Raw genomic sequence first — 24,997 nt, 5'->3', positions numbered from 1 at the left:
TAAACATAACCCGCCCAATCGGGTGGACGGCCTATGAATCTTCGGTGCCCTGGGGTGGAACCGCTAACAACGTAATGGGAGAGGTGTTTTCCACGGCGCAGCGCCATGCGCTCATCCGGATGCGCAATGGTGAGACGCTTACCAACGCGTCCTATCGCCAAGAATTCCCGATGGACTCCACCCAAGCACGCGCCGAGTTACAACAGCTTGTGGAATACGGCCTAGCGACCGCCCTTGGCCAAGCAGGTGGCACCGTTTATTCTTTCCTCCCGGAAGAGACATCTGCGCCGAAAGCCCCAGAGTCAGCAACTCCGACATCTCCACAATCACGGAGCCGCGCGTACCTACGGAGCGGGGAAAAAATCGACCTGATCCGCAAAGCGCTCCACCACGCCGGACAGCCACTGTCCAAACGTGAAATCGCCGAGCACACTGGCATGAGTTACGGTCAAATAACCCCGACCCTGAAGGCAATGGAGCAGCAAGGCATCATTACGTTCACAGAAAAGCACTGGAACGCGAAGAACCAGCGCTACGCGCTTTCTGGTGAACAAGACGAGTAGATGCGGACAACGCGGCGTCGAAAAAGAGCACCGCGCCTATCACCAGCACAGCGATCAGGGAGATCAAGAACTCGGTATGGCTCCCCTCAGCGCTCGGCCACAAGTCGATCAAGCCCGGCACCGCAAGCACAAGACCTGCGATCGCGATATAGCTTTGCGGCACTCCTGTAAATCTCTTGCCGCAGCTAATCGACGTCCAACTCCGTCCCAATAATGCGGCCCGTCTAGACGTAACTAATCGTCCAAGGTTTCCGTGTCTCCGGGAAACCATGGACGATTAGTCGGGTGCATTCGGCTTGTGTTGACAGAGGCCGTGATGGTGTTACGGCAGCATTGCAGCGATGTTGGCTGGCAGCATCGGCTTGAGCGCTGGCAGCGCGACCGCGCCGAGCACGCCCGCGATCAGCAGCGCGACCGGCGTCCAGAACGTTGCCGCGCGACCCGCGTTTGTCATCTTCGAGGACTGCTGGGTGATGAAGCTTGCCTCGTAGTTTTCGCCCTTGGCGCAGGCGATGTAGGATTTGAAACTTTCAATCGTGTACAGGAGTTCAGGGAACTCCTTGAGTATTTTCTCATCTTTGGTGATGGTGGTGCCAGTGTAGAACTGGATTAGCAGGCTGCGGTTGGTGCTTTGGAGTTCCCTCAGACGTGCCTCGATCTTTGGAAGATTCTCTATCGCCCATGTGCGGTCGGTTTGCTTCGTAAAGTAAGCAGCTTCGCTAGGGTCATCGAGGTGGCGCTGAACAATTGACATGTTAGTTTCTGTAATCTTGCACGTATTTTTGTCGACCATCTTGTTGCCCAGCGGTGCAGAGATTAGGTAGGAGTCCATCGGGTGCTTCTCAGTTTCGGCGCCCGTGGTCAGTGCGAGCGCCCCGACGGTCATGGTTGCGGCGAGGGCTACGGCTGCAATTTTCTTCACACCGAAAACTCCTTTGGGCGACAGGAAAAACAAGGTTCTTGTATATTCAAGCCCCCTCAGCGGTTGTCAAGACTGCTGCCCGGGCGCGAAGCCAGGTGCAATTCTGTTCACAAAATCCCGAGCAAGCTTTTCACCACACCTTCCGCCCCCGAAACCCCGCAGCCTCCGCCGCCGCAGCGCCCCGGCCTACCCCAACAGCGCGTTATCGATGAGCCGCACGCCGTCCACCGTCGCCGCAACCAGCGCCAGGCCAGGACCGGACGTCGGCTGCAACGTATCCGGATCGACGACCACCAGGTAGTCCAGCGTCACGCCCTCCGAAGCGGCAAGCTCCGCGCGCACGGCATCCACGTCCAACGCGCCCGCCTCGGCCTGCTCCTGCAGCGTCCGCAGCGAACGTGACAGCGCCAGTGCCTGCGAGCGTCCCGCCTCGGAGAGGCGCACGTTGCGGGAGGACTGCGCCAGGCCGTCCGCGGCGCGCGCGATGGGCAGGGTGCGGATCTCCACGTCGTGGTTCAGGTCGCGAACCATCCGGCGTAGCACCGCGACCTGCTGCGCGTCCTTCTGTCCGAAGTAGGCGACGTCTGGTTTGGCCAGGTTGAACAGCTTGTTCACGACGGTCGCTACGCCATCGAAGTGCCCCGGCCGCGACGCGCCTTCCAGGACGGTGCCCATCTCGCCGGTGCGAACCCAGATCTGCGGCACCCCTCCCGGGTACATCTCCTCGACACTGGGCGCGAACACGATGTCGACGCCGCGCTCCTCGCAAAACGTTGAGTCCGCCTCAATATCGCGTGGGTAGTTGCGGTAATCGTCGGTGTCGCCGAGGTCGGTGAACTGCAGTGGGTTGAGGAACACGCTGGTAATCAGCGTGTCGACCTCTCCCCGGGCCCGCTCAATCAGCGTGCCGTGCCCGGAGTGCAGCGCGCCCATTGTCGGCACCAGGCCGACGGTCCCGGTCGCTTCGGCGCGCGCCGCGCGCAGTTCTTCAACAGTGGTAATGACTCGCATGGTGGCCTTCCTTAGTCCTCGAACGATTCGGCAGCAGCAGGGAAGTCCCCCTTTTCGACGTCCTCCCGGTACCTCCGCGCGCCCTCCAGCAGCTGCGCGCCCAGGTCCGCATACTGACGTACAAACCGCGGCGTTTTTCCGCCGGCGCGGAACCCGAACGCGTCCTGCCACACGAGCACCTGCCCGTCAGTGCCGTTACCTGCGCCGATGCCGATGGTCGGGATCGGAACCTCGTTCGTTACCCGCGTCGCGATCTCCGAAGGCACCATCTCCAAAACGACCGCGAAAGCACCCGCGGTTGCGACGGCGGTGGCGTCGTCAAGTAGTTGTTGAGCTGCGTCACCGCGACCCTGTACCACGTAGCCGCCGAGTGCGTGCTCGGACTGCGGCGTGAACCCTATGTGGGCGCAGACGGGAATGCCGGCGTCGACAAGCGTTTTGATCGTCGGCGCCACCTCGACGCCGCCCTCCAGCTTCACTGCCTGCGCTCCAGTCTCCTTCATCACGCGGACCGCCGCGGCGAGCGCCTGCGCCGGCGACTCCTCATACGTGCCGAACGGCAGGTCAACCACCACAAACGTACGCTGCGTCGAGCGCACCACGGCCGAGGCGAACGCGATCATCTCGTCGAGCGTGATCGGCAGGGTAGTGGTGTGGCCAAGCACCACGTTGGCCGCCGAATCCCCGACGAGCAGGAAGTCGATGCCCGCCTCGTCGAAGATCTGGGCGGTCATGGTGTCGTAGCTGGTCAGCGCCGTAAATTTGCGGCCCTCTGCCTTCGCGTGCGCGAAGTAACGAGTACGGAGTCGTTTCATAGGGCCTTATATTAGGACGCTGGGTGGCGCCTCGCTGGCGGTTATTGAAAATCGGATGTCCACCATGGTGTACACAAAACCCTTTACAATCGCGCGAAATGCACTAGGTTGTGTAGAAACACTTTGAAAAACGGGGGGACACTTTGCGCACCTATACCTTGGCACCACTGCTCGCCGCCACACTTCTCGCTGGCTGCTCCAGCACCACTCTTATCGACGCCCCCTCCGCCCCAACCAACGCCCCTCCCTCGGATTCTGCGGGCCAGAAAGCCTTCGTGTTTGAGTCCGGTACCGTCCCCATCGGCGACTTCGACCCATTCACGCTTGCCCCCGAGGACTACTTCGATCCCTGCAACGACATCACCGAGGAGGAATTCCGCCGCGCGGACTTCACCGGGGAAATCAAGCGGAGCACGGACGGGGAGATTGACTCGCCGCATGGGAACTCATTTTGCATGTTTTCTGAGCCGGGAACTTTTCAGTCCAAAGGAATTGCGAACAGTGACGGAAATAGATCACAAGCAGAGCAGACACGAGTTATGGTCGACGGAATCGAGTCAAATATCTTGCCGGAAATCTACGTCTACAGGCAGGAGATGCCCCTTGTGACGACTCATCCGTGCATTGCACAAGTGGATACGATGCGTGGAGCTATCGGAACCTTCTTTTTCAGCCTTGACGAGAGCTATTCGTTTGATGATTACTGTCAGATAGCGGTTGATCTGCTAGAGCAATTGTATTTGTCCGGGGCACACAGCTAACCAAAAGATATTGGGGGAAAAATGACAAAAATAATTATTGAAGTTGATGATGTTAACGGCGCCATCAATGACTTGCAGACGATAGTCTATGACGCTGCCGGTATGTTCACGGCGACCACTTTTAATGCTGGGGGATCCTTCTCCTCGGTCTCCGGCCTCCGCGAGGCAGGGGAGAAGCACGGGGCGATCTACTCGGAGCACGCTCCACTTGCGACGGACGCGTTCACGGGGAATGTGAAGTCGTCGGCAAAGGTGTTGAAGGTCTGCCTGGACAATACGGTGATGGCGGACGATTCGATTGCGGGGATTGTGAACGCGGTCGGGCTTAGTGGAACGCCTGGGTTGAGTGGGCTGGGTTCGAATCTTGGGATGTCGTCGGCGGCGGCTGTCGCGAAGAGTTACAAGACGCAGCCGTTCAATAACAGTTCGGTGTACGCGTCGACGGATGGGAGCTTCGAGTCGCTGGTGAGCAATATTCTGACCACGAACACAGCGATTCCGTCGGGGTTGGCGTCGAATTGGACGTCGAATGCGCAGCGTATTTACGAGATGGTGGAGGCCATCGCCCCGGCCATTGCGTCCCTCGAATCTTCGGCGGAGACCGAGTTCGTCGCCCAGGCGATCGCGCGTCTCCAGCTGATTCAGGCGGCGGGCTCCGAGTACGCAGCCAACTCGGCGGCGCTTGCGGGGAATAACACGGGATTGGCGGCGTTGGCGTCGTCGTCGCAACTTATGGCGGCGGCAGCTCAGGCTGCGGCGATAGCAGCTGAGGCGGTATCCCCGGCTGCGGTGAAGGCTGTGAAGGAGGCCTTCGTCAGCTCCTACCCGATGTACGTCAACTCGTACCTGCCGGCGACGAACCCGACCTTCGTCAAGCTGCTTCCGGACCTCACCGACGTCACCGGTTCCGACTTCTCCATCAGCGGCCCACCCGCGCCGACAGCACCCGAGTTCGCGGACGCGCCAATGCCAGCGGGGCTTGCCAGCATCTTTGCCAACAACGGCTACACGGATCTCGCGAACGCGCGTGGTCCGCAGGATGTGTTGCAGCAGTTTGGGAAGCCGAACCCGGACATGCTCAATGCCATCGCGTCCGGCGCCACCCCGACCCAGGTTGCCTCGGCGCAGGCCCCGACGCTTCCTCCACCGGGAGCGCTGAACGCGCCGGCAGCGAATGTCGCGCCGGGCGCTGGCCTCCACGGCGGTCTCGCATCCGGTGCAGGCGGGCTCGGCGGCGCAGCGACAAACGCCGCTTCCGCAGCGGGCTCCGGCGTAGGTGCAGGCCAAGGCGCATTCGGCGGCATGCCGATGGGTGGCGCAGGCGGTGGTGGTCGCCATCGCGCCGGGTCGCTGCACCAGCAGGCGCCAGGTTTCGGCTCCTCAGCAGGCGCAGGGGCAGGCTCACCCACAGCCTCAGGATTCGGCTCCAACGCTGGCCTCGCCGGCGGCGGCGCGGGAGGATTCGCCGGTCGGCCGGGTGCCGGGTCCACAGGCAGCTTCGGCTCCTCAGCAGGCGCAGCGGGTGCCTCAGGTTCTGCCGCCAACACCGCAGGTCAGCAAGGGCAGCGAGGCGGCTTCATGGGTGCGCCAATGTCGCAGGGCCGCGGCAAAGATGACAAGAAGCAACGCCCCAAAGCGGTCACCAGTGCCGTCGAGAGGGAGGGCAACATCCACGCCCTTCTTGGCGACGCCCCCTTGGTCAACCCCGGCGTCATCGGCTTCAACGTGCGTGGTCGGTAGGCAGTCCAGCGCGCTGGCGTAGTTCGGCGGCGCGCTCGGGGCGTGGCCGTAGTCGCCAGATGTGTGCGCTCACCGCGGCGCCGATCGCAGCGAGCAGCACCGCCACCGGCCACAGCCCGACCACCACTATCACCACCCATATGGAGGCGCCCATCCCCAACCACAGCAGCCCCAGAATCCGCAGCTTCTGCGCCCGCGTCAGCTGTCCTGAGTAGTAGTCAATAATGAAGGGGCCGAACGTGTCATGGCGCAGCAGGTAGCGCTCCAACCGTGGCGAGCTCCGCGTGAAGCACACCAGCGCAAGCAGCAGAAACGGCGTCGTGGGCAGGATCGGCACCCACACGCCGACCGCGCCCAGAGCGAGCGCCACCAGCCCCACAATCATGTACACGTATCGCATCGTCGCCACAGTCTAGCCGCAACATGCAACAATAGTTGTATGACTGCCTGCACTATCCTGTACGCCTCGTTCTACGGATCCACCAAAGAATACGCCGATGAGCTGGCGAAACGCCTCAGCACCACCGCCGAGCCAATCCCCGACGCCGACTTCAACCCCGAAGGCCCCATCGTAGTTCTCGCCCCCATCCACGGCCCGAACAACCCCGGTGCCAGCTTCATCCGCAAGCTCCCCGACCCACTTTTCGACGCCCACTCCGTCTCCCTCGTCACCGTCGGCATGAGCCTGGACGAAGTGGCCGTCGATAAGGACTTTTCCGCGAAACTTTTGGGCAGCCGCGCGGACAGCGTCACCCGCTTTTACCTGCCCGGGCGCATGAACTATTCCGAACTATCCGCTGCTCACGCCGCCACGATGGCGGGCGTCGTCGGCGCTTTGCGGCTCAAACCGCGCAAGTCCGCGAACGACCGCATGATGATTGACACCTATAACAAGGACGTCGACCGCGTCGACTTCACCCGCCTCGCCCCCGTCGAGGCCTGGGTGCGCGACAACAGCTAGCGGATCAAACCGGCCTGCTTTGCCAGGCCTGCGATACCGGCCAGCACCGTAAACACGACGCCGATAATGATGCCGGCTTTCGTGCCGTCATCCATCGGCTCAGCCTTGAAATCCTTGCCCTGCAGGCACGCCTGGAGCGCCATGCCATCGTTGATGGCTGCGGTGTCCGCTGCATTGGATGATCCGAACGCCTCGCTGAGCTGTGACGACTGCTGCAGGTTCGTCAGGTCCGCATCTGCCAGCTTCTTGAGGTCCTGCTTCGTCGCAACCCAGCGCTTGATGCTTTCCTGCTTGTAGGTTCCGTTGTTCTGAGTCATGTCAGGGCTGTCGAATTTCAGGGTGCAGTGCTTCTGGTAGTTCTTCGTGCTCATCGTGTTCGACGCGGCATCGGCAGCCGGCGCGAGCATGGAGGCAGCCATCGCAGTAGCGAGAACGGTAGTGGTGATCTTCTTCATCGTGATGTCCTTATATAGAGAAGAAAGCTCCGCATGATGCGGAGCTTTAGAGGGGGAGGGGATACTACTTGAGGAGGTTGCCCAGGAACTGTGCAACAGGTACTGGAAGTGCGTTACGGAACTCAGGCGAGAACGCTGCACCAAGCGCCGCGATACCCAGGAGTGCAGGAACAATGACGGACAGCCAGTACGCGGCCGCGCGACCCTCATGCGGCTCGACGACGGAGGACAGCGAGTTCACGAAGTTGGTGGTGTAGTTCTCGCCGTTCGCGCAGGCCTGCAGCGCGAGCAGGTCTTCGCCCTTCATAAAGTCGTAAAAAGTTTGGTCACTGTCGCCCCGCAGGTAGGCCTGGTGGTTCATGAGGAAGGAATTAGCGGTAGTGGCATCTGGCATCTTCCGCCTCGCCTCTGCAGGGGTGAGTGTATCCGGCAGGCCGATTGCGTAGGTGATCGTGCACTTGTTGCCGGAGACGACGGTGGTCACCTTGTAGGCGTCGTCATAGCTGCTGCCTTTTTCTTCTGCGGCACCTGCCGTCGGGACGATCAGGCCGAGGGTCATGGTTGCAGCTACAGCTGCGGTCGCGAACTTCTTCACAGTGGGCACTCCTTGCGTTGACAGTGAACCATTAGATAGCGCTCATAATGTTCAGTGATCTGTACGTTTTTCTCAAGCTTTACCCCCGAAAGGTCCGTACTTAGTCCAGCAAAACTTCCGTCGACCTCCTCCCGTCGACCAACGCAGGTCACGGCATTTTTGGGCTTTTCGACGCCAATTCCCAATCTTGCGCTGACCTGCATTGGTCAACGCTAAGAGGTCGACCGGAACGTCTCGCCGGTCGACAGGCAAATGGTCTGGACCCCATGCAATTCTGTTCACGAAATCTCGAACAAAATCGAGAGGACATATCCCACCCGCCAACACCACCACACACCCCACCTCCGGGCCCCACCCACTACACTGTGTATCCATGACTAACGCGAGCGAAACCCCAGCGCACCGTTACGGCGCTGGCCTGGCAAATCAGATTGAGCAGAAGTGGCAGACGTTCTGGAAGGACAACGGCACGTTTAACGCGCCGAACCCGGTGGGCGACCTCGCCACGGGTGGCACACTGCCCGAGGACAAGCTGAATGTGCAGGACATGTTCCCGTACCCGTCGGGCGCGGGGCTGCATGTGGGCCACCCGCTTGGCTACATCGCGACGGACGTGTTTGCCCGCTACAACCGCATGTTGGGCAAAAACGTGCTGCACACGTTGGGCTATGACGCGTTTGGTCTTCCGGCGGAGCAGTACGCGATTCAGACGGGGACGCATCCGCGTACGACGACTGAGGCGAATATCCAGAATATGAAGCGTCAGCTGGGCCAGTTGGGTCTGGGCCATGATCCGCGTCGTTCGGTGGCGACGACCGATCCGGAGTTTTATAAGTGGACGCAGTGGATTTTCCTGCAGATTTATAACGCCTGGTTTGATGAGGAGCTGCAGAAAGCTCGTCCGATTGAGGAGCTGGTGCGTGACCTGCTCACGGGCGAGCGCCTGACCAAGGACGGCCGTAACTTCCGAGACTTGACGCATGCGGAGAAGCACAAGGCGATTGATGAGTTCCGCTTGGTGTACCTGTCCGATTCGATGGTGAACTGGTGCCCTGGTTTGGGTACGGTGCTGGCGAATGAGGAGGTCACGGCGGAGGGCCGTTCGGAGCGTGGGAACTTCCCGGTGTTCCGCAAGCGGCTGCGTCAGTGGATGATGCGCATTACTGACTACTCGGATCGCCTGCTCGATGACCTTGATCTGCTGGATTGGCCGGAGAAGGTCAAGGCGATGCAACGTAATTGGATTGGTCGTTCGCGTGGTGCGCAGGTGGCGTTCGCGTCGGAGGCGGGCCCGCTCGAGGTCTTTACGACGCGTCCGGATACGTTGTTCGGCGCTACCTATATGGTGCTCGCGCCTGAGCACCCGCTTGTCGACGCCCTCACGGCCGATGCCTTCCCGGCCGACACGGATGAGCGTTGGACGAATGGGGCGGAGTCGCCGAAGGTGGCCGTCGAGAAGTATAGGGCGGCGATTGCTGCCAAGAGTGACTTGGAGCGCCAGGAGAATAAGGAGAAGACTGGCGTGTTCTTGGGTTCGTTTGCGACGAACCCGGTGAGCGGCGAGCAGGTGCCGATCTTCATCGCGGATTATGTCCTGACCGGTTATGGTACGGGCGCGATTATGGCGGTGCCGGCGCACGACGAGCGCGACTACGAGTTCGCGACCGTCTTTGGTCTGCCGATCGTGCCGGTGCTCGACGGCGACGTCGCAGAAACCGCGTTCACGGGCGACGCGCCGCACATCAACTCTGCGAATGAGCAGGGTCTGGACCTCAACGGCCTGGGCAAGGACGAGGGTATCGCGAAGGCGATTGAGTGGCTGGCCGCGAACGGTGCTGGTGAGGAGAAGATCCAGTACAAGCTTCGCGACTGGCTCTTTGCCCGCCAGCGCTACTGGGGCGAACCGTTCCCGATCGTGTACGACGAGAACGGCCAGGCGCACGGCCTGCCGGAAGACATGCTGCCGGTCGAGTTGCCGCAGGTGGAGGACTACAACCCGGTGTCCTTCGACCCGGAGGACGCGGATTCTCAGCCGGCGCCGCCGCTGGCGAAGGCCACGGGCTGGGTCGAGGTGGAGCTCGACTTGGGTGAGGGCACGAAGAAGTACTGGCGCGACACGAACGTGATGCCGCAGTGGGCGGGTTCCTCCTGGTACCAGCTGCGCTACATCGACCCGACGAACCAGGACGCGTTCTGCGACATCGAGAACGAGCGCTACTGGACCGGCCCGCGCAGCGAGAACGATCCGGGCGGCGTGGACCTCTACGTCGGCGGCGTGGAGCACGCGGTGCTGCACCTGCTCTACGCCCGTTTCTGGCACAAGGTGCTCTACGACCTGGGCTTTGTCTCCTCGAAGGAGCCGTACCGCCGCCTGTTCAACCAGGGCTACATCCAGGCGTACGCCTACACGGATTCGCGTGGCGTGTACGTCCCGGCCGCCGAGGTGGAGGAGAAGGACGGCAAGTTCTACCGCGACGGCGAGGAGGTCAACCGCGAGTACGGCAAGATGGGCAAGTCGTTGAAGAACGCTGTTGCTCCGGATGACATCTGCCGCGATTACGGCGCGGATACCCTGCGTGTGTACGAGATGTCGATGGGCCCGCTGGACACGTCGCGCCCGTGGGCGACGAAGGACGTCGTCGGCGCGCATCGTTTCCTGCAGCGCCTGTGGCGCCTGGTTGTGGACGAGGAGTCCGGCGAGGTCACCGTCACCGACGCCGCGCTCACCGAGGATGACAACAAGCAGCTGCACCGCACCATCGCCGGTGTCCGCGATGATTACGAGCACCTGCGGGATAACACGGTCGTCGCAAAGCTGATCGAGTTCACGAACTACCTGACCAAGACGTACCCGTCGGGCGCCCCGCGCGCGGCGGTCACTCCGCTGGTGCAGATGGTCGCGCCGCTCGCCCCACACATCGCGGAGGAGCTGTGGGCGAAGCTCGGCCACGCCGACACCATCACGTTCGAGCCGTTCCCGACCTTCGAGGAATCATTCCTTGTCGACGCCACCATCGAACTGCCCGTCCAGATCAACGGCAAGGTGAAGGCCCGGATTGACGTCCCGACGGACGCCTCCAAGGAGGACACCGAGTCCCTCGCCCTGGCTGACGAGCGGGTCAAGGAGCTCACCGACGGCAAGAACGTGGTCAAGGTGATTGTGGTGCCGGGCCGTATGGCGAACCTGGTCGTTAAGTAAACGTTCAGGAAACGTGTAGGTGCTGCGGAGCGTTTGTGTGTACTGTTGGGCACCATGACTGAACCAAATACACCTAACAACGATCCGCAGAACCCGGGTGGCATCCCGTCCTACCCGGAATACGGCGCGTCGCCATACGGCCAGCCCTCGGGACAGTCCTACGGGGAGCAGGCCGATTTCGGTGCGTTTGACGTCAACTCGGCCGCCCAGGCGTCCGACGAGAGCGCGTTGCGTTACCACGGCGCCCAGCTCGCCGTCCCGACGAGCCCCGCAGCCGCCATGCTCGCTAACGACGACGGCTTCGTCGGCATCACGCCTTCCCAGTACGGCGACGGCGTCACCCCGCACCCGATCAGCAACCCGGCCGCCAACGGCGTCGCCCACGGGCTGGGCACCGGGAAGCTGTCCGTCGGCGCTGCGCTGAAGTACGGTTTCAAAACCGCCTACGCCAACCCGGGCACCTGGCTGGTGCTCGCATTTGTGTACGCGCTGCTGAACAACATCGGGGCCGTCTTCCAGAGCGACACGGTCAGCGCCCTGGGCATGCTGGCCCTATTCTTCGTCACGCCGCTGTTCCTGGCCGCCGCGCTGCAGCAGACCCTGGTCGGCCCGAAGCAGTTCGTCCTGAAGGACATCAAGTCGGCTGCCTACGGCAAGACGCTGGGTATGTCGGTGGTCGTCGGCATCATCACGACTCTGATCTTCGCCCTGCTCATGGTGATCGGGTTCGTCGCTGGTTTCGCCGGCGCGGACCCGGAGGCGCTCCTGACCGCCTCGAGCGGTGATCTCAGCGCTATCGACCCATCCGCGTTCGTGACCCTATTCGTTGGGATCGGCATCGCGGTGCTGATCATGTTGCTTATCTCGCCGTTCTTCATCTTCCAGTCGTTCTACGCAGCCGACAACAACGGCACTTTCGGCGACGCCTTCAAGGCCGGCTTCACCACAGCGAAGCGCAACTACGGTGGTCTGCTCGGCCTGATGATCGTCTGCGGGATCCTGATGGTCACCGTCTCCGGCAGTGGCGCCGCCTCCAGCGTGGCCGCTTTTGTCTCTCTGGTGTTGGGCACGCTGCTGGCCGCCCCAGCACTCCTGGCGATGGTATACGCCTACCGCCAGGTCTCCGGCGGCCCCGTCCCGCACGAGGTAGCCGTTGCCTAAGCGCAGCACCTACTACACGGCCGTGGCACTGACCGCCGCGGCCGTGCTCTTTTTTACCGTCGGCAAGGCGTACGTTGGCCTGCCCGGGGTGTGGGACACAATCTCCCACGAGGTCCGCCACCTGCGCCTCATCCCCTTCGGCTCCTTCATCTACTACCGAGTCTGGTGGGGGCCGTGGCTCAACCTCATCGGCAACATCGTCCTTTTCCTCCCAGTCGGCTACCTGGCCCGCCTCCGGCTCGGCAAGGTCTGGAAGGCCACGCTCGTGGCGATGGTGGCGTCCCTAAGCATCGAAGTAGCCCAGTACGCGCTCGCCGCCGGCTACTCAGATATCGACGACCTCCTCATCAACACCGCCGGCGGCGCCCTGGGCGCTACACTTGCCCACATGCCCAGCTTCACCCGCACTGTCTTCCCCGACGGCGACGAACCCGACGCCCGCTTCACCCTCGCCAACGAGCGCACCTTCCTCGCCTGGACCCGCACCGCGCTGGCATTCCTGGCAGGCGGCATTGCCCTCGGCGCCTTCGACGTCACCGGCATCACCTCCGAGACCCAAACCTTCGCCGCCGCCACCGTGATCGTGATCGGCATGGCCATAGCTGCCGGCGCCGCCATCCGCTGGGTCCGCGTCGAGCGAGCCCTGCGCCACGGCCGTCCCCTGCCCGCCCCCGCGATCGCGCCGCTGCTCGGCGTCGGGATCCTGGTCGCCTCCATCGTCGTGCTGGTAGGCCTGCTCTCGTGACCATCCCCGTCCCGGACCCCGGCCTCCAGCCCGAGCGCACCGCCCTGAGCTGGACCCGCACCGCCCTGGCCATGCTCGTCTGCTCGATGGTGCTCCTGCGCTGGTCCTACGCCTACCCCGTGCCCGTCTTCGGCGCCATCGGGTTACTACTCACGCTCGCGACAGTGCTCATCGCCAGATATCGACGCCTCTACCGCACCGAAGCGCACAACCTCGCCCAGGAGCGCTCCCAACCAAACACGGTTTCCGTCTTCGCCACTGCGTGTGCGCTAGTCGGTCTGGGTGGGTTGGGCCTGTGGCTGGTCCTTGTGAATTAAGGGGTCGAGGGTCTGCGCACTCGGGCCTGCGCACCTTTTTCCTGCTTGGAAAATCCGTGACCTGGGGAAACGTGCCTGGCTTCGCGCGAAATCAGGGAATTTGGTGTCTTGCAGTGGGGTGCAGTGCCAAACCAAGCAGCTAGTGAAAACCAGCCCTTTTCTGACCAGGCACTATGAACATCTATACCAAGCCTGGCTGCGCCCTTTGGCACTGGCTGCCGATTCTGCGCACCTTTTTCCTGCCAGAGGAATCCGCGACCTGGGGAAACGCGCCGGGCTGCGTGCGAAAACCAGGAATTTGGTGTCTTGTGGCGGGGCGCAGTGCCAAATCACGCAGCTAGGAAAAACTAGCCCTTTTCTGACCAGTCACTATGAACATCTATACCAAAACGAAGTGCGTCCTTTGGCACCAGGCCTACGAAGAAAAGTCGATGGCGATGCACTTCAGCATGTCGTAGCCATCCCCGTTGAGGGCGAACCCGTCGCCGGTGTCCTCGCCGAACCCGAAGGCCTCGAGCATCGCGGTGCCTTCTTTATAGATGGTTGAGTCCGGGAGGTGGGGGGAGTCGGAGATGAGGTTGAACATGAGTTGGTTCCAGTTTTCGCGGCCGAAGGTCGCGTAGAATCCGCGGGCGATGTTTTCGGCGAAGTCGAATGGGTTGTCGCCGCCGCTGAGCAGCTCGACGCCCTCGTTGGTGATGGTGTAGCGCCCGGTTTGCTCGGCGCGCATGAAGCCGGATTCGACGAAGAAGTTGTGGAGGTGCCTGCGCCAGATGGGGTCGTCGGGGAGGAGGCCGTCCATGAGGTTGTAGAGCGCTTCGGTGATGCCGGTGTAGACGGGGGAGTCGAAGGTCGGGTTGGGCCCGTAGTAGTCCTCGAGGAATTCGCCGATGGCAGCCATGACGGCGGGGTTGCTCTCGGGGTTGGGGTCGATGGCCATGATGTCTTTGAGGTCTTCGCGGTTGGCCAGGTATTCGCGGAGCGCTTCGCGGACGTCTTCGTCTTCTTCGGCGGCGGCATCGGGGTCCATCATGTTGCGGGCGACCATGGTTTCGACGCTGTAGTACATGCGGTTCGAGATACTGACCGGGTCTGCCTTGGTAAGCCTGTCGACCATGTGGCCCGGCGACATGACGGGCATGGCGGAGAACAGGGTTGGGGTGATGTGCATGTCGGCGGGTTGGCCGGCTGCGAGGCGGACGGCTTCGTCATAGAGCTCGGTCATCATGGCGGGGCCTTTGAGGTGCTCGATGACGTCGGGGCCGAGCGCCGAGATCAGGACAGGGGTTGGCCCGGCGATGGTGGATGGCCCGAGTACTTGGACGTTGATGTTCCAGTTGGCGCCGGCGTCGTAGATGTAGCTCATGGTTTCGGGCATGTCTTGGACGGTGAGGTCGTTTTCGTCGTATTCGCCGGCGGCTGGTTGGGCGGTGTAGACGCGTTGTTCGCCGTTGATGTTCCCCGAAAACATGTGTGTTGCTGCGCTCGAGAAGCCGAGGGTGGCGTCGATAATGAGTGCGAGTTCTCCCAGGTACATCGAGTGATCAACATTAATGCATCGTGAAATCTCGGGTCGGGAGTTTTCTACGGTGATTAATAGAGAGATGTTCATGTCGTTCACTCTATAGTTTTGTATCTTTTAGCGCTCGCGAACTACCCAGAATGTGCAGCGGGCGACGCAGAGGAGCCAGTGGAAGACGAGGAGAGCTGGCAGCGCGGTGGCGATGATGGTGAGCCATTCCAGGTTCCATACTTCGGCGAGGTGGTGGCTGCCGACGCTGATGGTGCCGGTGGGGAAGGTGGAGGCCCACCAGGCGGGGGAGTATCGCACCCAGTGCGCGACGGCGGGGTAGAAGTGCCACATGGCGAAGGCGATCATGGGGATCGCGATGATGAGCAGCACGGTGCCAACGATAAGCTCGGCATCCTTGCCGAACAGCAGGTCCACGGCGGACACTGTCTGCCCGACGACGCCGAGGGGGATCCAGGCGGTCGCCGCGTTCGGCCCGCTCAGGTCCACTTTTCGACGCCACGCCGCCACATACACCCTGGCAAACAGCGGATACGCTGCGCCTATCGACGCCACCAAGCAGCACACGCCAAGTATCCAGTAGATGTCGCCGCCGCCTTTGGCGTGGGTCGTCCCGGCCGTGTTGGCCGCCATGATGGGGCCGACGAGCGCGAGCCCCCACGCGAAGTTCGGTTCCCCTTGGAAGCCGCGGAGCTGGTTGGCGTACACGGCGAGGCAGGCGGGAGCCCCGACCCAGAAGCCAACCAGGATGAAGGTTAGGTTGTCGGTGAGGTTGGTCCACGCGGTGCCGAGCGACATGATCCCGATGAACGTCATGGCCCACGGCGCCATCATGTCCTGGTGGAAGCGGGGCGTGCGGTAGATGATGAACCCGACGACGAGCGCCACCAGGATGGCCACCCCGATACAGGCCACGACCCACGCCAGAGGGTCGAGTCCGCTGATGACCAGCAGCGTCGCCACCAGCGAGGTCCCCATGAGGCTGCCGCCCCACGCCGGGCCCGCTGGCGGCAGGCTATAGCTGGTCCTGGTTTTCACACGCGCTCACGCTGCCAGGAACGGAATCGGAGTGCGCACGCGCACCAGTGGAACAGCAGCAGGAGCAGCAGCCCGAAAGAGAGGGCGTGCCAGCCCTCGGTCCAGGAGCCCAGGCACAGGGTGCCCACCGGGAATGTGGAGCCCCACCAGCGGGCCGTACGGCGCCCAGGTGAAGACCGCCTGGTAGAAGCAGTACATGCCGAAGAGGACGCACGGTACGCCGATGGCGAACATGATGATGCCGTAGAGGTGGGCGTCGAAAAGGAAGGTGGAGGCGGCCGTCGACTGGCCGACAACCCCGAGCGGAATCCAGGCCGTGCCTGCCGCCGCGCCGCGCGGGCGATCGCGGCGCCGCCACAGCGACCAGTAGCAGTAAGCGAACAGCGGGATCGCCGGGATGAACGTGAAGAAGAAGCACACGATGCCCGCGTGGTGGTAGAACATGCCGTGCTCGGCGGCGAGCTGCCCGCCGGAGGTCGCCGCGACCATCGGCGTGACCGGCGCCAGCCCCCACGGGAACGCCGGGGTGGTGTAGTGCTCCGATACCTTCCAGAAGCCCCACAGCTGCCACAGGCACACCGCGATCGACAGCGGCGCGCCAATCCACCAGCTGATCAGCTGGAAGATGTCGTTGCCGGTCAGCGCCGTCCACGCAGAGCCGCACGCCAAAAGCCCCATCGTGTACATGCCCCACGCCGCCATGTTCTGGTGCCGCGGCGGCTCGTTGCGGATGCCCACCGTGAACACCGCCAGCAACACCGCCGCCACCAGTGCAAACGCAACCTGTCCGAGGCGGAACCCGTGCAACCCGGACAGTGTAGAGGCGATCGACGTCCCCATCAGGGACCCGGCCCACGCGGGGCCATACTTAGGCAATTGCATGCACCTACGCTAAGCCCGCCGGGCCCGTTTGGCCAACTACGCAACGCGGCCAAACAGCAGCGCTCGGCCGGTTTCCTCCCCCGTATTGCGCACCGTGACGGCCAGGTGCCCAGCCGCAATCCGCCCGACCTGGCCCGGCTTCAGCGCCACACCCTCCAGGCGCAGCCCCTCCGACTGGTCCAGCACGTGGTGCTCGTACTCGTCGTTGACCCACACGGTGACCTGCGCGCCGGGCGCCACCCGCAGCTCCGCGGCAAGCCTTCCCTTGGGCCCCGGCACCTCCTGCCCGGCCAGGCGCCCCGCGTGGACGCGCAGCTTCCCGCCCGGCGTGGTGTCCACCGCGCGCAGCGCCACCCACGCTGAGGGCTCGCGGTCTGTGAGCGCCTGCAGCGACTCCGGCACATCGTCGATCGAACAGATTTCTACAGTTGCACGCATGCGACTATCCTACCGGCGTGCAGAAACTTTCCGGTGGCCTCCTGTTCGCGCTCGCCCTGCTCACCGCGGCGGGCCCGCTCGGCATCGACATGTACTTGCCCGGCATGCCCGAGCTCGCCACCCAATTATCGACGTCCCCCTCCTCCGCCCAACTGACCATCTCAGGGTTCATGCTCGGGATGGCACTCGGCAACCTAGTCTTCGGCGCTATCTCTGACGGGACGGGCCGCAAACCCGCCATCCTGGTCGCCTCCGCGGTGGCGCTCGCGGCGTCGGTGGCGTGCGCCGTCGCCCCCACGATCTCCTTCCTGATCGCCGCCCGATTCCTCCAAGGCCTGGCAGGGGGCTGCGCCGTCGTCGTTACGCGAGCCGTCATCCCCGACATCGCCCACGGCCGCGAGGCCGCCCGCGGCCTGTCAGGCCTCATGGCGATCTCCGGCTTCATGCCCGCAATCGCCCCCGTACTCGGCGGCCTGATCATCCCCACCTTCACCTGGCGAGGCGTCTTCTGGACCATCGCCGCCGTCAACCTCGCCCAAATCCTCATCGCCTGGCGCTTCGTCCCCGAAACCCTCCCGCCCGCCAAGCGCACCCGCGGCACCCTCCGCACCATCTTCCCCCGCATGGGCCAATGCCTGCGTCGCCCCGCCTTCCTCGGCTACATGTTCGCCGCCGGCCTCGGCTTCGGCACCCTGTTCTCGTACATCTCGGCATCACCGCTGGTCCTGCAGGTACAACTCGGCGTTACACCAACTACCTTCTCCCTCATCTTCGGCGACATCGCCCTGCTCATCCCGCTGTCGAACTCCATCAACATGCGCCTGGTCAAGACCCACCAGCCACGCACCCTGCTCGTCGTGGCGTTATCTGTTGACATCCTCGCCGGGCTGATCCTGCTCGCTTACAGCCAGCTCGGTCCCAACCTCACGATGCTCCCCTTCATCGCCACGCTGTCCGCCATGGCCGGGTTCATCATGGCCAACGCCTCGGCGCTCGCCGTGGAGGAGATCCGGGACATCGGGATCGGCGCCGGCACCGGCGCGATGGGCTTCTTCCAATTCATCATCGGCGGCCTGGTCCCTCCCCTGGTGGCGCTCGGGTCCAACCCGACCGCATCGATGGCCAATGGCATCCTCACCTGCGCCGGCCTGGCCCTTTTGGGAGTGCTTTTGGGTAGCGCTGCACCACATTCCAGGCCTAAAAACATCTAGCACTTCTGTGGCGTGCAGGTATCCTGGGGCCGCTTTTCAAATGCTGGAATTTGGTGCATGGAGTGGGGAGCGAGTGACAATGGACGCAATCCTGTCGGCTGAACCCGGTAAAAGCCCAGGTCGTGAAAAGTGGGTTGCGTCTTTTGTCACTCGGGTCGGCGAGGGTGACACCAAATTCCTTTGCGCAGAGATCGCGACCTGGGGAAATAGCCAGGCACCTTTCCGGAAAATCGGGAATTTGGTGCACGTTCTGCCGCGGTTAGCGCCAAATACCCACATTAACAATCAGCGACCTGGTCTTTTGCGTGCACGTCCAGCTCAACGCTCGAACTTAGAGAAAAAGAGCTATCGATTTCGATCCGGTTCTACTTATCCTCAGAGCGATTGTCCTTGAGAAAGCCCATGAAACTGAAGTATGGGACATCTTCTGTCGCTCGTTGAACGGCTTCGAAAACAGCATCACTAATAGGGTCAATTACCTGGTCACTTAGGTTTAAGACTTCCAAGAAGAAGTGCTGGGTAATCACGTATGGACGAAAGCTCTCCTGATTGCTACCAGGTTCTAATTCTTTAGCAAGTTCGTACTCGTCTTCATCGCATTCACTAACTGTGAAATCAGGAAGAGCGTCAATTTCGGAGAAGGAAAGTTTGAGTTCCTTCTGGAAACGCTCTGCAATGTGGTAAGAATCCTTTTCAGAGCAATACACGTAAAGCTCTTCGTAAAAGCCTTGCAGCTCACCATTTGACAAGGAAGAAAGACTGGTCATTCGAAAGCCGCTCCGTTCATGAGTAGTTGGGATAGTAAGTTTAGCTTTCACGGGGGCAGCAATTTCGGTTGCGCCGAGTGCTAGTGCTTATGTACCGAAGCCAGCATCGGAAGTCTTCCCAGCGCAGAAAAAGCCTCCACGAGGAAAAGGATTCAAGCTCAAGCACTGCCGAGCAATCTAGCGCCCAACCAACACCTAAATAATCTTGCGCTCCCTCGCCCGGTCCACGGCGGCGGTCCGGTTGTCCACGCCGAGCTTGTTATAGATGTGGATCAGGTGGGTTTTCACCGTGGCCTGCGAGATGAAGAGCCGGTCGGCGATGGCGCGGTTGGAGGCGCCGGTCTGCAGGGCGCGCAGGATTTCGATTTCGCGGGCGCTTAAGGCTTCGTCGGGGCGCATGAGGCGCTCGGCGAGGACTCCGGCGACTTCCTGGGAGAGGACGCGTTTGCGCTGGGCGGCGGCGATGATGGCGTCGTGGAGTTCGTCCTCGGGGGCATCTTTGAGCAGGTAGCCGAGGGCGCCGGCTTCGACGGCGGCGACGACGTCGGCTTCGGTGTCGTAGGTGGTCAGGATGAGCACGGGCGGGCCGCCTGCTTCGCCGAGGCGTCGGGTGACTTCGATGCCGTCCACGTGTGGCATTTGGATGTCGGTGACCACGACGTCGACGTTGTCGGGCATGTGCTCGATGGCGCGCCCGTCCGCGCCTTCGCCAACAACGGTGATGTCGCCGAAGGAGTCGAGTACTGCGCGGAGGCCGGCGCGGACGACGGGGTGGTCGTCGAGAAGCATGACGTTGATCTCACTCATGGGTGTCCTTTCCCAGGGGGATGCTTGCTGCTAGTACGTTACCTTCGACGCTGAGGGTGCCGCCGACCTCCGCGACGCGCGCCCGCAGCCCGCGCAGGCCGTAGCCTTCGGGCCCGGTGATGCCGCGGCCGTTGTCGAAGACGTCGACGGTGGCGACGTCCCCAAGCTTCTCCACCGTGACCACGGCGCGGGTGGCGCCGGCGTGGCGCACGATGTTGGAGAGCCCCTCGCGCACAACGCGTTCGATGACGCTGGCGGCGGGCTCGGGCACGTCTTCGACGTTGAGGTCCACCGTGAGCCGCTGCCCGAGTGCTTGTTGACGCCCCTCCGCTCCCCGCGCGAGCTCCTCCAGCCTGCGTGGCAGGGGTTCGGCGGGCCCGGCGTTGACGGCGACGAAGCGGCGCGCCTCGGCGAGGTTGTCGGAGGCGGTGGCGCGGATGGTGTCGAGGATCTGTTTCGCGCCGGGCTCGGTGATCTGTTTGTCCAGCGTGCGGCCGAGCAGCACGATGGAGCTGAGGCCTTGCGCGATGGTGTCGTGGACTTCGCGGGAGAGGCGGGCGCGTTCCTCGAGGACGCCGGAGGCGTGTTCGGCGGCGGCGAGTTCCATGTGGGTGGCCTGGAGTTCGTAGGCGAGGTGCTTGTAGTGGTCGGCTTCGGCGCGGAGTGCCCGGTAGGAGTGGTAGATCAGTAGCGCCAGCACGGTGCCGAGCAACGGTCCGACTACCCCGCCGATTCCCGCGCCCGGCACTGTGACCGACAGCGTGAATGCCAGCAGCAGCGCCGCCACCGCGATACCGGACCAGGTGGGCAGCACCACGGAGACCAGGATGACCAGCGGGAACTCCAGCCAGACGAACTCGGCGGCGTGCAGCGCCATGACCACCCACAGCGCGAGGACGGCGGCGAGCCAGGTGTACATAGCAGCGCGGGGGAAGCGCTTGCCTTCGTTGTAGGCCACGGTCCCGGCGAGGTAGAGCAACGCGAAGGGGACCGCCATGCAGATGGCCAGCGGGTTCCACCCGCTGGAGACAACGCCGACGAGCAGCAGCACGGCAACGAGTACGTGCAGGCTGACGCGCAGGAAGGTGAGGATCCGGTTGGTGGTGTTCACGCAGATCACCTTAGACGCTGCACCCGACATCCGATTGAGAGCGCATCAACCGGACGGTTGATTCGAGGTTCAACCCCGCTCCCGATGTGGATTATGCCTGCTCACACGCACAATGTGGGCATGTTCGTCGGATTGAGAGAAATTGTGAAAGCGCGAGGCCGCTTCGGCCTCATTGTTGGCACGGTTGGCCTGATCACGTTGCTCGTGGTGATGCTGACCGGGTTGACCAACGGGTTGGGCAAGCAGAACACGGAGGCCCTGGAGGCACTGGATGCAAAGTCGGTCGTCTTCCAGGACATGGATGAGCCTTCCTATATGACGTCGCGCGTGACGGCGGAGGAGGGCACGGTCCCGCTGGGCACCGGCCAGACGTTGCTGCTGCGCGAGAACGGCAAGGAGGAGTCCATCTCCATCCTGGGTCTGCCGAAGGGCACTGAGCTTCCGGGTGGGGAGGTGCTTGGCGACGGCGCGGTCGCGTCGCGTGAGCTGCACGTCGCTCCTGGCGACGAGCTCTCCGTCGGCGGCACCCCGATCACCGTCGACGCCGTCACGGATGACCTGTACTTCTCCCACACCGCGGTCCTGTGGGTGAACACGGAGGACTGGAAGGCCGCCATGCACACCGATGCGGACGGCACGGTGCTGCTCGCTAGCGATGACCGAGGCATGAGCATGAAGGACTCCTTCAACGGCCTGGCCGCGTACAAGTCGGAGCAGGCGTCCTTCAACATGATCCTGGGCTTCCTGTACGCCATCGCGGCGCTGGTCATCGTGGCCTTCTTGACGGTGTGGACCATGCAGCGCACCCGTGACCTGGCCATTTTGAAGGCGATTGGGGCGTCGAATAGCTACTTGCGCAAGGATGCGCTGGGTCAGGCGGCGGTGCTGCTGGGCATCGGCGCGGCGGTTGGTGCCCTGATTGCGCTGGGCATTGGGCTGGCGGCGTCGAAGGTGGCGCCGTTCTCGCTGACGGTGCTCACGGTCGCGGGGCCGCCGCTGGCGATTTGGGCGATTGGGATGGTAGGCGCGTTCATCGCGACGCGCCAAATTACAAAAGTTGAGCCGCAGCTCGCACTGGGAGGTATTGCGTAAATGTTGCACATGGAACACGTCACCGTCACGTACCAAGACGGCGAGGACACACTCACGGCGCTGGATAACATCAGTTTCGACGCCAACCCTGGCCACCTCACCTTCATCATCGGCGAGTCCGGCTCCGGCAAGTCCACGCTGCTTTCCGCAGCGGCCGGGCTACTGAAGCCCGACAGTGGCACCATTCTTGTCGACGCCACCCCGGTCTCCGACGAAGTCCGCCTGCAGAAGATCGGAATGATTTTCCAGCAGGCCAACCTGATCGGGGCGCTGAACGTCCGGGATCAGCTGCTGGTCACCGACCATATTCGTGGTGTGAAGCCCCGCGTGGACCGCGCGAACGAGCTGCTCGCGGAAGTCGGCCTCGACGGGCTTGGGGACCGCAGCATGCAGCAGCTCTCCGGCGGGCAGCGCCAGCGCGTCGGCATCGCCCGCGCGCTGATGGGGGAGCCGAAGCTGATCCTGGCGGACGAGCCGACCGCGGCGCTCGACTCCGAGCGCTCCCACGAGATCGTGGCGCTGCTGCGCACCCTGGTGGAGGAGCACAATATTGCCTGTGGGTTCGTCACCCACAACGCCAGCCTGATTTCCGACAGTGACGAGGTTGTCCGCGTCCGCGACGGCCACGTGTCGCGGGAACGCGCGCTAGCGTAGCTTCGGGCGCGACCCAAGCGCCAAGGTGATGAACGCGCAGGCCGCCAGTCCGGCCGTCATGCACAGCGTGCCGGGCAGGAAGCCGGCGTCCACCACCGCGGCGCCGAGCGCGGATCCGGCCGCGATCCCGACCTGGTAGGTCACCACGTAGATGGAGCTTGCCAGGTCTTCGTTGCGTTTTCCGGCGTGCAGGAAGATGGTGGTTGCCGACGGCGGCAGCGCCCCGTTCGCCAGCCCGAACACGATGATCATCGCGATGATGAGCAGCACCGATTTCGTCTCCAGCGCGAGCAGCCCCAGTGCTGCCGACCCCACCAACAGCATGGCGACGAACCCGTTGACCCGGATCATGCGCCGGTCCACCGTGTTGCCCGCCGTCAACACGCCAATCACCCCGCAGATGCCGAAGAGCGACAGCCCGAACGGGACCAGCTTCGGCCCGGCTGTCGTCGTCATGAGCAGCGCCAGGTAGGTAAAGGTGGTGAACACGGCGGTGACGTTGAACGTCAGGAAGAGGACCAGCGACGGGATCGCCGACTTTGTCCGCTTCGCACCCGCTGCCGACTCCGGGTGCTTCGCCGGCATCGAGGGTAGCGACGCCACCAACGCCACCACCGAGAAAATCACCGCGACACCCAGCACCCAGGTGGCGCCGCGCCACCCGATCCACCCGCCGAGCATGGTGGTCAACGGCGTACCGATCACCGCCGACATCGTCGACCCGAACGACACCGTCGCCACCGCCTTGCCCGTCATCCCCTTTGGCGCCAGCCGTGCCGCCATCGGGTTGATCAGCGACCAGAACAGCCCGTGCGTAAACGCCGCGGTCACGCGGGCAGCGACGAGCACCGCGTAACTGTTCGCGATGCCCTGCAGGATCACGCCCCCGGCGAGGAAGCCGAGCGTGGCCAGGAAGACGGGCCTGCGGTCCCAGTTGCGCGTGAAGTGCATCAGCGGGATGGTCACTACGGCGACCAGGCCGGCGTACACGCTCATGAGGAGGCCGATCTGGCCTTCCGTCACCCCGAGGTCCTGCGCCATGGGCCGAATCAGGCCGACCGCGAACATCTCGTAGGTGACGTAGACGAACGCCGCGAAGCTCATCGCGGACAACGGCAGCATAGGAAGCGACGACTGTTTACTCACACGTGACAACCTACACCGGGCGTGTTAGGCGAACGCCCCCAGGTTGAGAGCCTGCATGATTACGGTGCCTCCCGCCAGCACCGCGCCCAGCACTCCGAGCACGATCCCGGCGATCGCGAGCGGGGTGAGCTCCTTCTCTTCCTCGGTCTCGGGCGGGGTCGTGGTTGTGGGCGCGGGCGTGGTTGTGGTTGGGGCTGGCTTCGTTGTGGCCGTTGCGGTCGGCTCGGGTGCTTGGGTGGTTGGCGTGGCCGGTGTCGTGGGCGTGGGCTTTGGTGCCGTGCTGGTAGTCAGCGTCGGGATCGGCGGCACCACCGTATTCACCGCGTTCGGCGGGATCGGGAGCGCCAGGGTGGCGTCGCCGCCGGCGGCACAGAGCTGCTCAGCCCGCTCCCGAAGGCTGACGTATTCCTTGACGCGCCGCAGGTTGGTGTAGAAGAACGTGTAGGCGTACTGCTGCGCCCAGGCGGTGGCGGCGGCGTCGCTGAGCCCAGGGAAGCGGGTTTGGAGCTCGCGCGCGATGTCTGGGGTTTCAGTGGCTTGGGTGACCGGCCGGAACAGGGCGCGTTGCCCTGGCCCGAGCACCTGGTATTGCCCCATCAGTTCGTAGTAGTGGTAGGTCAGCACGTCATCCGCCGACGCCTGCGGTGTGGTGCGCTGCGGACTGTACTTGAAGAGGTACCACTCGGCGACACTCGCGGGCAGCCCCGCCTCAGTGAAGGCCTCAACCGCGTACGTGTGCTGCAGCGAGTCGGGCCGCGCGAAGTTGCTGGGTGCGAGGAACTCTCGCCCTTCCTCTTCCCTAATCCGCTTATACACGTCCTCTTCGACCTTCCCCAGCTCCGGAAACGCTTGCCGGAATGTTTGATAGTCCAGCGCGTACTCTTTTTCGGGCGCGGAGAAGTGGAGGCGCGCTGCGTTCATGAGGCGGGCGTATTCGGCGGGGGAGAGGTAGAACGCGCAGAGTTTCGTTGCGGGATCTTGGGGGCCGATGACGGCGGCGTCCGCAACTGGAGATAGCAAACTGGCGCTGAGCCCGAGGGCTACAACGCCAGTGAAAAATCTCCGAGACTCCATG

Annotated in this window: 25 protein-coding genes and 2 pseudogenes; 12 read left to right on the top strand and 15 right to left on the bottom strand. The window is 63.2% G+C overall.

Annotated features, from left to right (window positions below; genetic code table 11):
* Positions 1-563: pseudogene (locus QP752_RS11030) on the top strand (hypothetical protein); the annotation flags it as partial.
* Between the two features lie 322 nt (positions 564-885).
* Here the strand turns inward: QP752_RS11030 and QP752_RS11025 are convergent.
* The 3 genes from QP752_RS11025 to panB all read right to left on the bottom strand — a co-directional run bounded on the left by QP752_RS11025 (position 886) and on the right by panB (position 3,311).
* Positions 886-1,485 (bottom strand): hypothetical protein, encoded by a 600-nt coding sequence (locus QP752_RS11025; RefSeq protein ID WP_070975381.1) that lies wholly within the window; start codon positions 1,483-1,485, stop codon positions 886-888.
* Positions 1,486-1,671: 186 nt separating this feature from the next.
* Complete coding sequence (panC, locus tag QP752_RS11020; protein WP_284805516.1) at positions 1,672-2,496, bottom strand: pantoate--beta-alanine ligase; 825 nt, start codon at positions 2,494-2,496, stop codon at positions 1,672-1,674.
* Positions 2,497-2,507: 11 nt separating this feature from the next.
* The gene (gene panB / locus QP752_RS11015) at positions 2,508-3,311 is read right to left on the bottom strand and encodes a 3-methyl-2-oxobutanoate hydroxymethyltransferase (protein WP_284805515.1); all 804 of its coding nucleotides are present in this window, start codon (positions 3,309-3,311) and stop codon (positions 2,508-2,510) included.
* 143 nt (positions 3,312-3,454) lie between these two features.
* On the opposite strand from panB, the gene QP752_RS11010 reads away from it, so the two are divergent.
* Both QP752_RS11010 and QP752_RS11005 read left to right on the top strand, forming a co-directional pair.
* Positions 3,455-4,072, top strand: a complete 618-nt coding sequence (locus QP752_RS11010; protein ID WP_284805514.1) for a DUF3558 family protein — start codon at positions 3,455-3,457, stop codon at positions 4,070-4,072.
* A gap of 21 nt (positions 4,073-4,093) precedes the next feature.
* Positions 4,094-5,812: a hypothetical protein gene (locus tag QP752_RS11005; protein ID WP_284805513.1), complete on the top strand. Its 1,719-nt coding sequence runs from the start codon at positions 4,094-4,096 to the stop codon at positions 5,810-5,812.
* Here the strand turns inward: QP752_RS11005 and QP752_RS11000 are convergent.
* The gene (locus tag QP752_RS11000) at positions 5,793-6,212 is read right to left on the bottom strand and encodes a YbaN family protein (protein WP_256021917.1); all 420 of its coding nucleotides are present in this window, start codon (positions 6,210-6,212) and stop codon (positions 5,793-5,795) included. The genes QP752_RS11005 and QP752_RS11000 overlap by 20 nt on opposite strands.
* A 39-nt stretch (positions 6,213-6,251) precedes the next feature.
* Between QP752_RS11000 and QP752_RS10995 the strand changes: the two genes are divergently transcribed.
* On the top strand, positions 6,252-6,773 hold the full coding sequence (locus tag QP752_RS10995) for a flavodoxin domain-containing protein (protein WP_256060293.1): 522 nt from the start codon (positions 6,252-6,254) through the stop codon (positions 6,771-6,773).
* Here the strand turns inward: QP752_RS10995 and QP752_RS10990 are convergent.
* Together QP752_RS10990 and QP752_RS10985 are read right to left on the bottom strand one after the other, a co-directional pair.
* Positions 6,770-7,228 (bottom strand): hypothetical protein, encoded by a 459-nt coding sequence (locus QP752_RS10990; RefSeq protein WP_284805512.1) that lies wholly within the window; start codon positions 7,226-7,228, stop codon positions 6,770-6,772. The two genes, QP752_RS10995 and QP752_RS10990, sit on opposite strands and share 4 nt — an antisense overlap.
* A gap of 64 nt (positions 7,229-7,292) precedes the next feature.
* A complete protein-coding gene (locus QP752_RS10985; protein ID WP_284805511.1) occupies positions 7,293-7,823 on the bottom strand; it encodes a hypothetical protein in 531 nt (176 codons plus the stop codon).
* A 373-nt stretch (positions 7,824-8,196) separates the two neighbouring features.
* Here QP752_RS10985 and leuS point away from each other — a divergent pair, with 373 nt between their 5' ends.
* The 5 genes and pseudogenes from leuS to QP752_RS10960 all read left to right on the top strand — a co-directional run bounded on the left by leuS (position 8,197) and on the right by QP752_RS10960 (position 13,245).
* On the top strand, positions 8,197-11,022 hold the full coding sequence (gene leuS, locus QP752_RS10980) for a leucine--tRNA ligase (protein WP_284805510.1): 2,826 nt from the start codon (positions 8,197-8,199) through the stop codon (positions 11,020-11,022).
* Positions 11,023-11,076: 54 nt separating this feature from the next.
* Complete coding sequence (locus QP752_RS10975) at positions 11,077-12,183, top strand: hypothetical protein (RefSeq protein WP_284805509.1); 1,107 nt, start codon at positions 11,077-11,079, stop codon at positions 12,181-12,183.
* Positions 12,184-12,205: 22 nt separating this feature from the next.
* Positions 12,206-12,556 (top strand): annotated as a pseudogene (locus QP752_RS10970) (VanZ family protein); the annotation flags it as partial.
* Positions 12,557-12,571: 15 nt separating this feature from the next.
* The gene (locus QP752_RS10965) at positions 12,572-12,928 is read left to right on the top strand and encodes a YidH family protein (RefSeq protein ID WP_284805517.1); all 357 of its coding nucleotides are present in this window, start codon (positions 12,572-12,574) and stop codon (positions 12,926-12,928) included.
* Positions 12,925-13,245, top strand: coding sequence for a DUF202 domain-containing protein (locus QP752_RS10960; protein ID WP_284805508.1), 321 nt, complete (start codon positions 12,925-12,927; stop codon positions 13,243-13,245). Before QP752_RS10965 ends, QP752_RS10960 begins: the two co-directional genes overlap by 4 nt.
* A gap of 415 nt (positions 13,246-13,660) precedes the next feature.
* Here QP752_RS10960 and QP752_RS10955 read toward each other — a convergent pair whose 3' ends face one another.
* From QP752_RS10955 to QP752_RS10940, 4 genes are read right to left on the bottom strand one after another with little or no spacing between them, the layout of a single operon-like run.
* Positions 13,661-14,857: a hypothetical protein gene (locus tag QP752_RS10955; protein WP_284805507.1), complete on the bottom strand. Its 1,197-nt coding sequence runs from the start codon at positions 14,855-14,857 to the stop codon at positions 13,661-13,663.
* A gap of 27 nt (positions 14,858-14,884) precedes the next feature.
* Positions 14,885-15,814: a hypothetical protein gene (locus QP752_RS10950; RefSeq protein ID WP_284805505.1), complete on the bottom strand. Its 930-nt coding sequence runs from the start codon at positions 15,812-15,814 to the stop codon at positions 14,885-14,887.
* Positions 15,815-15,820: 6 nt separating this feature from the next.
* Positions 15,821-16,696, bottom strand: a complete 876-nt coding sequence (locus tag QP752_RS10945; RefSeq protein WP_284805504.1) for a hypothetical protein — start codon at positions 16,694-16,696, stop codon at positions 15,821-15,823.
* Between the two features lie 36 nt (positions 16,697-16,732).
* Positions 16,733-17,134, bottom strand: coding sequence for a hypothetical protein (locus QP752_RS10940; RefSeq protein ID WP_284805503.1), 402 nt, complete (start codon positions 17,132-17,134; stop codon positions 16,733-16,735).
* Between the two features lie 17 nt (positions 17,135-17,151).
* Between QP752_RS10940 and QP752_RS10935 the strand changes: the two genes are divergently transcribed.
* On the top strand, positions 17,152-18,345 hold the full coding sequence (locus QP752_RS10935) for a multidrug effflux MFS transporter (protein ID WP_284805502.1): 1,194 nt from the start codon (positions 17,152-17,154) through the stop codon (positions 18,343-18,345).
* Positions 18,346-18,710: 365 nt separating this feature from the next.
* On the opposite strand, the gene QP752_RS10930 is transcribed toward QP752_RS10935, so the two are convergent.
* The 3 genes from QP752_RS10930 to QP752_RS10920 form a co-directional block, all read right to left on the bottom strand.
* Entirely contained in the window at positions 18,711-19,112 is a 402-nt protein-coding gene (locus QP752_RS10930) for a hypothetical protein (RefSeq protein ID WP_070361708.1), read from the bottom strand.
* A 195-nt stretch (positions 19,113-19,307) separates the two neighbouring features.
* Positions 19,308-19,919, bottom strand: coding sequence for a response regulator transcription factor (locus tag QP752_RS10925; RefSeq protein WP_218117849.1), 612 nt, complete (start codon positions 19,917-19,919; stop codon positions 19,308-19,310).
* Positions 19,912-21,030 (bottom strand): sensor histidine kinase, encoded by a 1,119-nt coding sequence (locus QP752_RS10920; protein ID WP_284805501.1) that lies wholly within the window; start codon positions 21,028-21,030, stop codon positions 19,912-19,914. The genes QP752_RS10925 and QP752_RS10920 overlap by 8 nt, the downstream gene beginning before the upstream one ends.
* Positions 21,031-21,150: 120 nt before the next feature.
* On the opposite strand from QP752_RS10920, the gene QP752_RS10915 reads away from it, so the two are divergent.
* Positions 21,151-22,122 (top strand): ABC transporter permease, encoded by a 972-nt coding sequence (locus QP752_RS10915; RefSeq protein ID WP_070975363.1) that lies wholly within the window; start codon positions 21,151-21,153, stop codon positions 22,120-22,122.
* On the top strand, positions 22,123-22,776 hold the full coding sequence (locus tag QP752_RS10910) for an ABC transporter ATP-binding protein (protein ID WP_070975362.1): 654 nt from the start codon (positions 22,123-22,125) through the stop codon (positions 22,774-22,776).
* On the opposite strand, the gene QP752_RS10905 is transcribed toward QP752_RS10910, so the two are convergent.
* Together QP752_RS10905 and QP752_RS10900 are read right to left on the bottom strand one after the other, a co-directional pair.
* Positions 22,768-23,880, bottom strand: coding sequence for an MFS transporter (locus QP752_RS10905; protein WP_083329415.1), 1,113 nt, complete (start codon positions 23,878-23,880; stop codon positions 22,768-22,770). The genes QP752_RS10910 and QP752_RS10905 overlap by 9 nt on opposite strands.
* 66 nt (positions 23,881-23,946) lie before the next feature.
* Positions 23,947-24,996, bottom strand: coding sequence for a hypothetical protein (locus QP752_RS10900; protein ID WP_284805500.1), 1,050 nt, complete (start codon positions 24,994-24,996; stop codon positions 23,947-23,949).
* Between the last annotated feature and the right edge of the window lies 1 nt (position 24,997).

Source organism: Corynebacterium sp. UMB10321 (genome assembly GCF_030228725.1).
GTDB lineage: Bacteria > Actinomycetota > Actinomycetes > Mycobacteriales > Mycobacteriaceae > Corynebacterium > Corynebacterium pseudogenitalium.
Note: the sequence above shows the minus strand (reverse complement) of the source record. Positions and strands in the feature narration are given on the sequence as shown.

Excerpts from the sequence above, each read along its gene's own strand:
- panC (WP_284805516.1), bottom strand. The coding sequence starts at position 2,496 with ATGCGAGTCATTACCACTGTTGAAGAACTGCGCGCGGCGCGCGCCGAA.
- panB (WP_284805515.1), bottom strand. The coding sequence starts at position 3,311 with ATGAAACGACTCCGTACTCGTTACTTCGCGCACGCGAAGGCAGAGGGC.
- QP752_RS11005 (WP_284805513.1), top strand. The coding sequence starts at position 4,094 with ATGACAAAAATAATTATTGAAGTTGATGATGTTAACGGCGCCATCAAT.
- QP752_RS11000 (WP_256021917.1), bottom strand. The coding sequence starts at position 6,212 with ATGCGATACGTGTACATGATTGTGGGGCTGGTGGCGCTCGCTCTGGGC.
- QP752_RS10995 (WP_256060293.1), top strand. The coding sequence starts at position 6,252 with ATGACTGCCTGCACTATCCTGTACGCCTCGTTCTACGGATCCACCAAA.
- QP752_RS10990 (WP_284805512.1), bottom strand. The coding sequence starts at position 7,228 with ATGAAGAAGATCACCACTACCGTTCTCGCTACTGCGATGGCTGCCTCC.
- leuS (WP_284805510.1), top strand. The coding sequence starts at position 8,197 with ATGACTAACGCGAGCGAAACCCCAGCGCACCGTTACGGCGCTGGCCTG.
- QP752_RS10975 (WP_284805509.1), top strand. The coding sequence starts at position 11,077 with ATGACTGAACCAAATACACCTAACAACGATCCGCAGAACCCGGGTGGC.
- QP752_RS10965 (WP_284805517.1), top strand. The coding sequence starts at position 12,572 with ATGCCCAGCTTCACCCGCACTGTCTTCCCCGACGGCGACGAACCCGAC.
- QP752_RS10955 (WP_284805507.1), bottom strand. The coding sequence starts at position 14,857 with ATGAACATCTCTCTATTAATCACCGTAGAAAACTCCCGACCCGAGATT.
- QP752_RS10945 (WP_284805504.1), bottom strand. The coding sequence starts at position 16,696 with ATGCAATTGCCTAAGTATGGCCCCGCGTGGGCCGGGTCCCTGATGGGG.
- QP752_RS10940 (WP_284805503.1), bottom strand. The coding sequence starts at position 17,134 with ATGCGTGCAACTGTAGAAATCTGTTCGATCGACGATGTGCCGGAGTCG.
- QP752_RS10930 (WP_070361708.1), bottom strand. The coding sequence starts at position 19,112 with ATGACCAGTCTTTCTTCCTTGTCAAATGGTGAGCTGCAAGGCTTTTAC.
- QP752_RS10925 (WP_218117849.1), bottom strand. The coding sequence starts at position 19,919 with ATGAGTGAGATCAACGTCATGCTTCTCGACGACCACCCCGTCGTCCGC.
- QP752_RS10915 (WP_070975363.1), top strand. The coding sequence starts at position 21,151 with ATGTTCGTCGGATTGAGAGAAATTGTGAAAGCGCGAGGCCGCTTCGGC.
- QP752_RS10910 (WP_070975362.1), top strand. The coding sequence starts at position 22,123 with ATGTTGCACATGGAACACGTCACCGTCACGTACCAAGACGGCGAGGAC.
- QP752_RS10905 (WP_083329415.1), bottom strand. The coding sequence starts at position 23,880 with ATGAGCTTCGCGGCGTTCGTCTACGTCACCTACGAGATGTTCGCGGTC.
- QP752_RS10900 (WP_284805500.1), bottom strand. The coding sequence starts at position 24,996 with ATGGAGTCTCGGAGATTTTTCACTGGCGTTGTAGCCCTCGGGCTCAGC.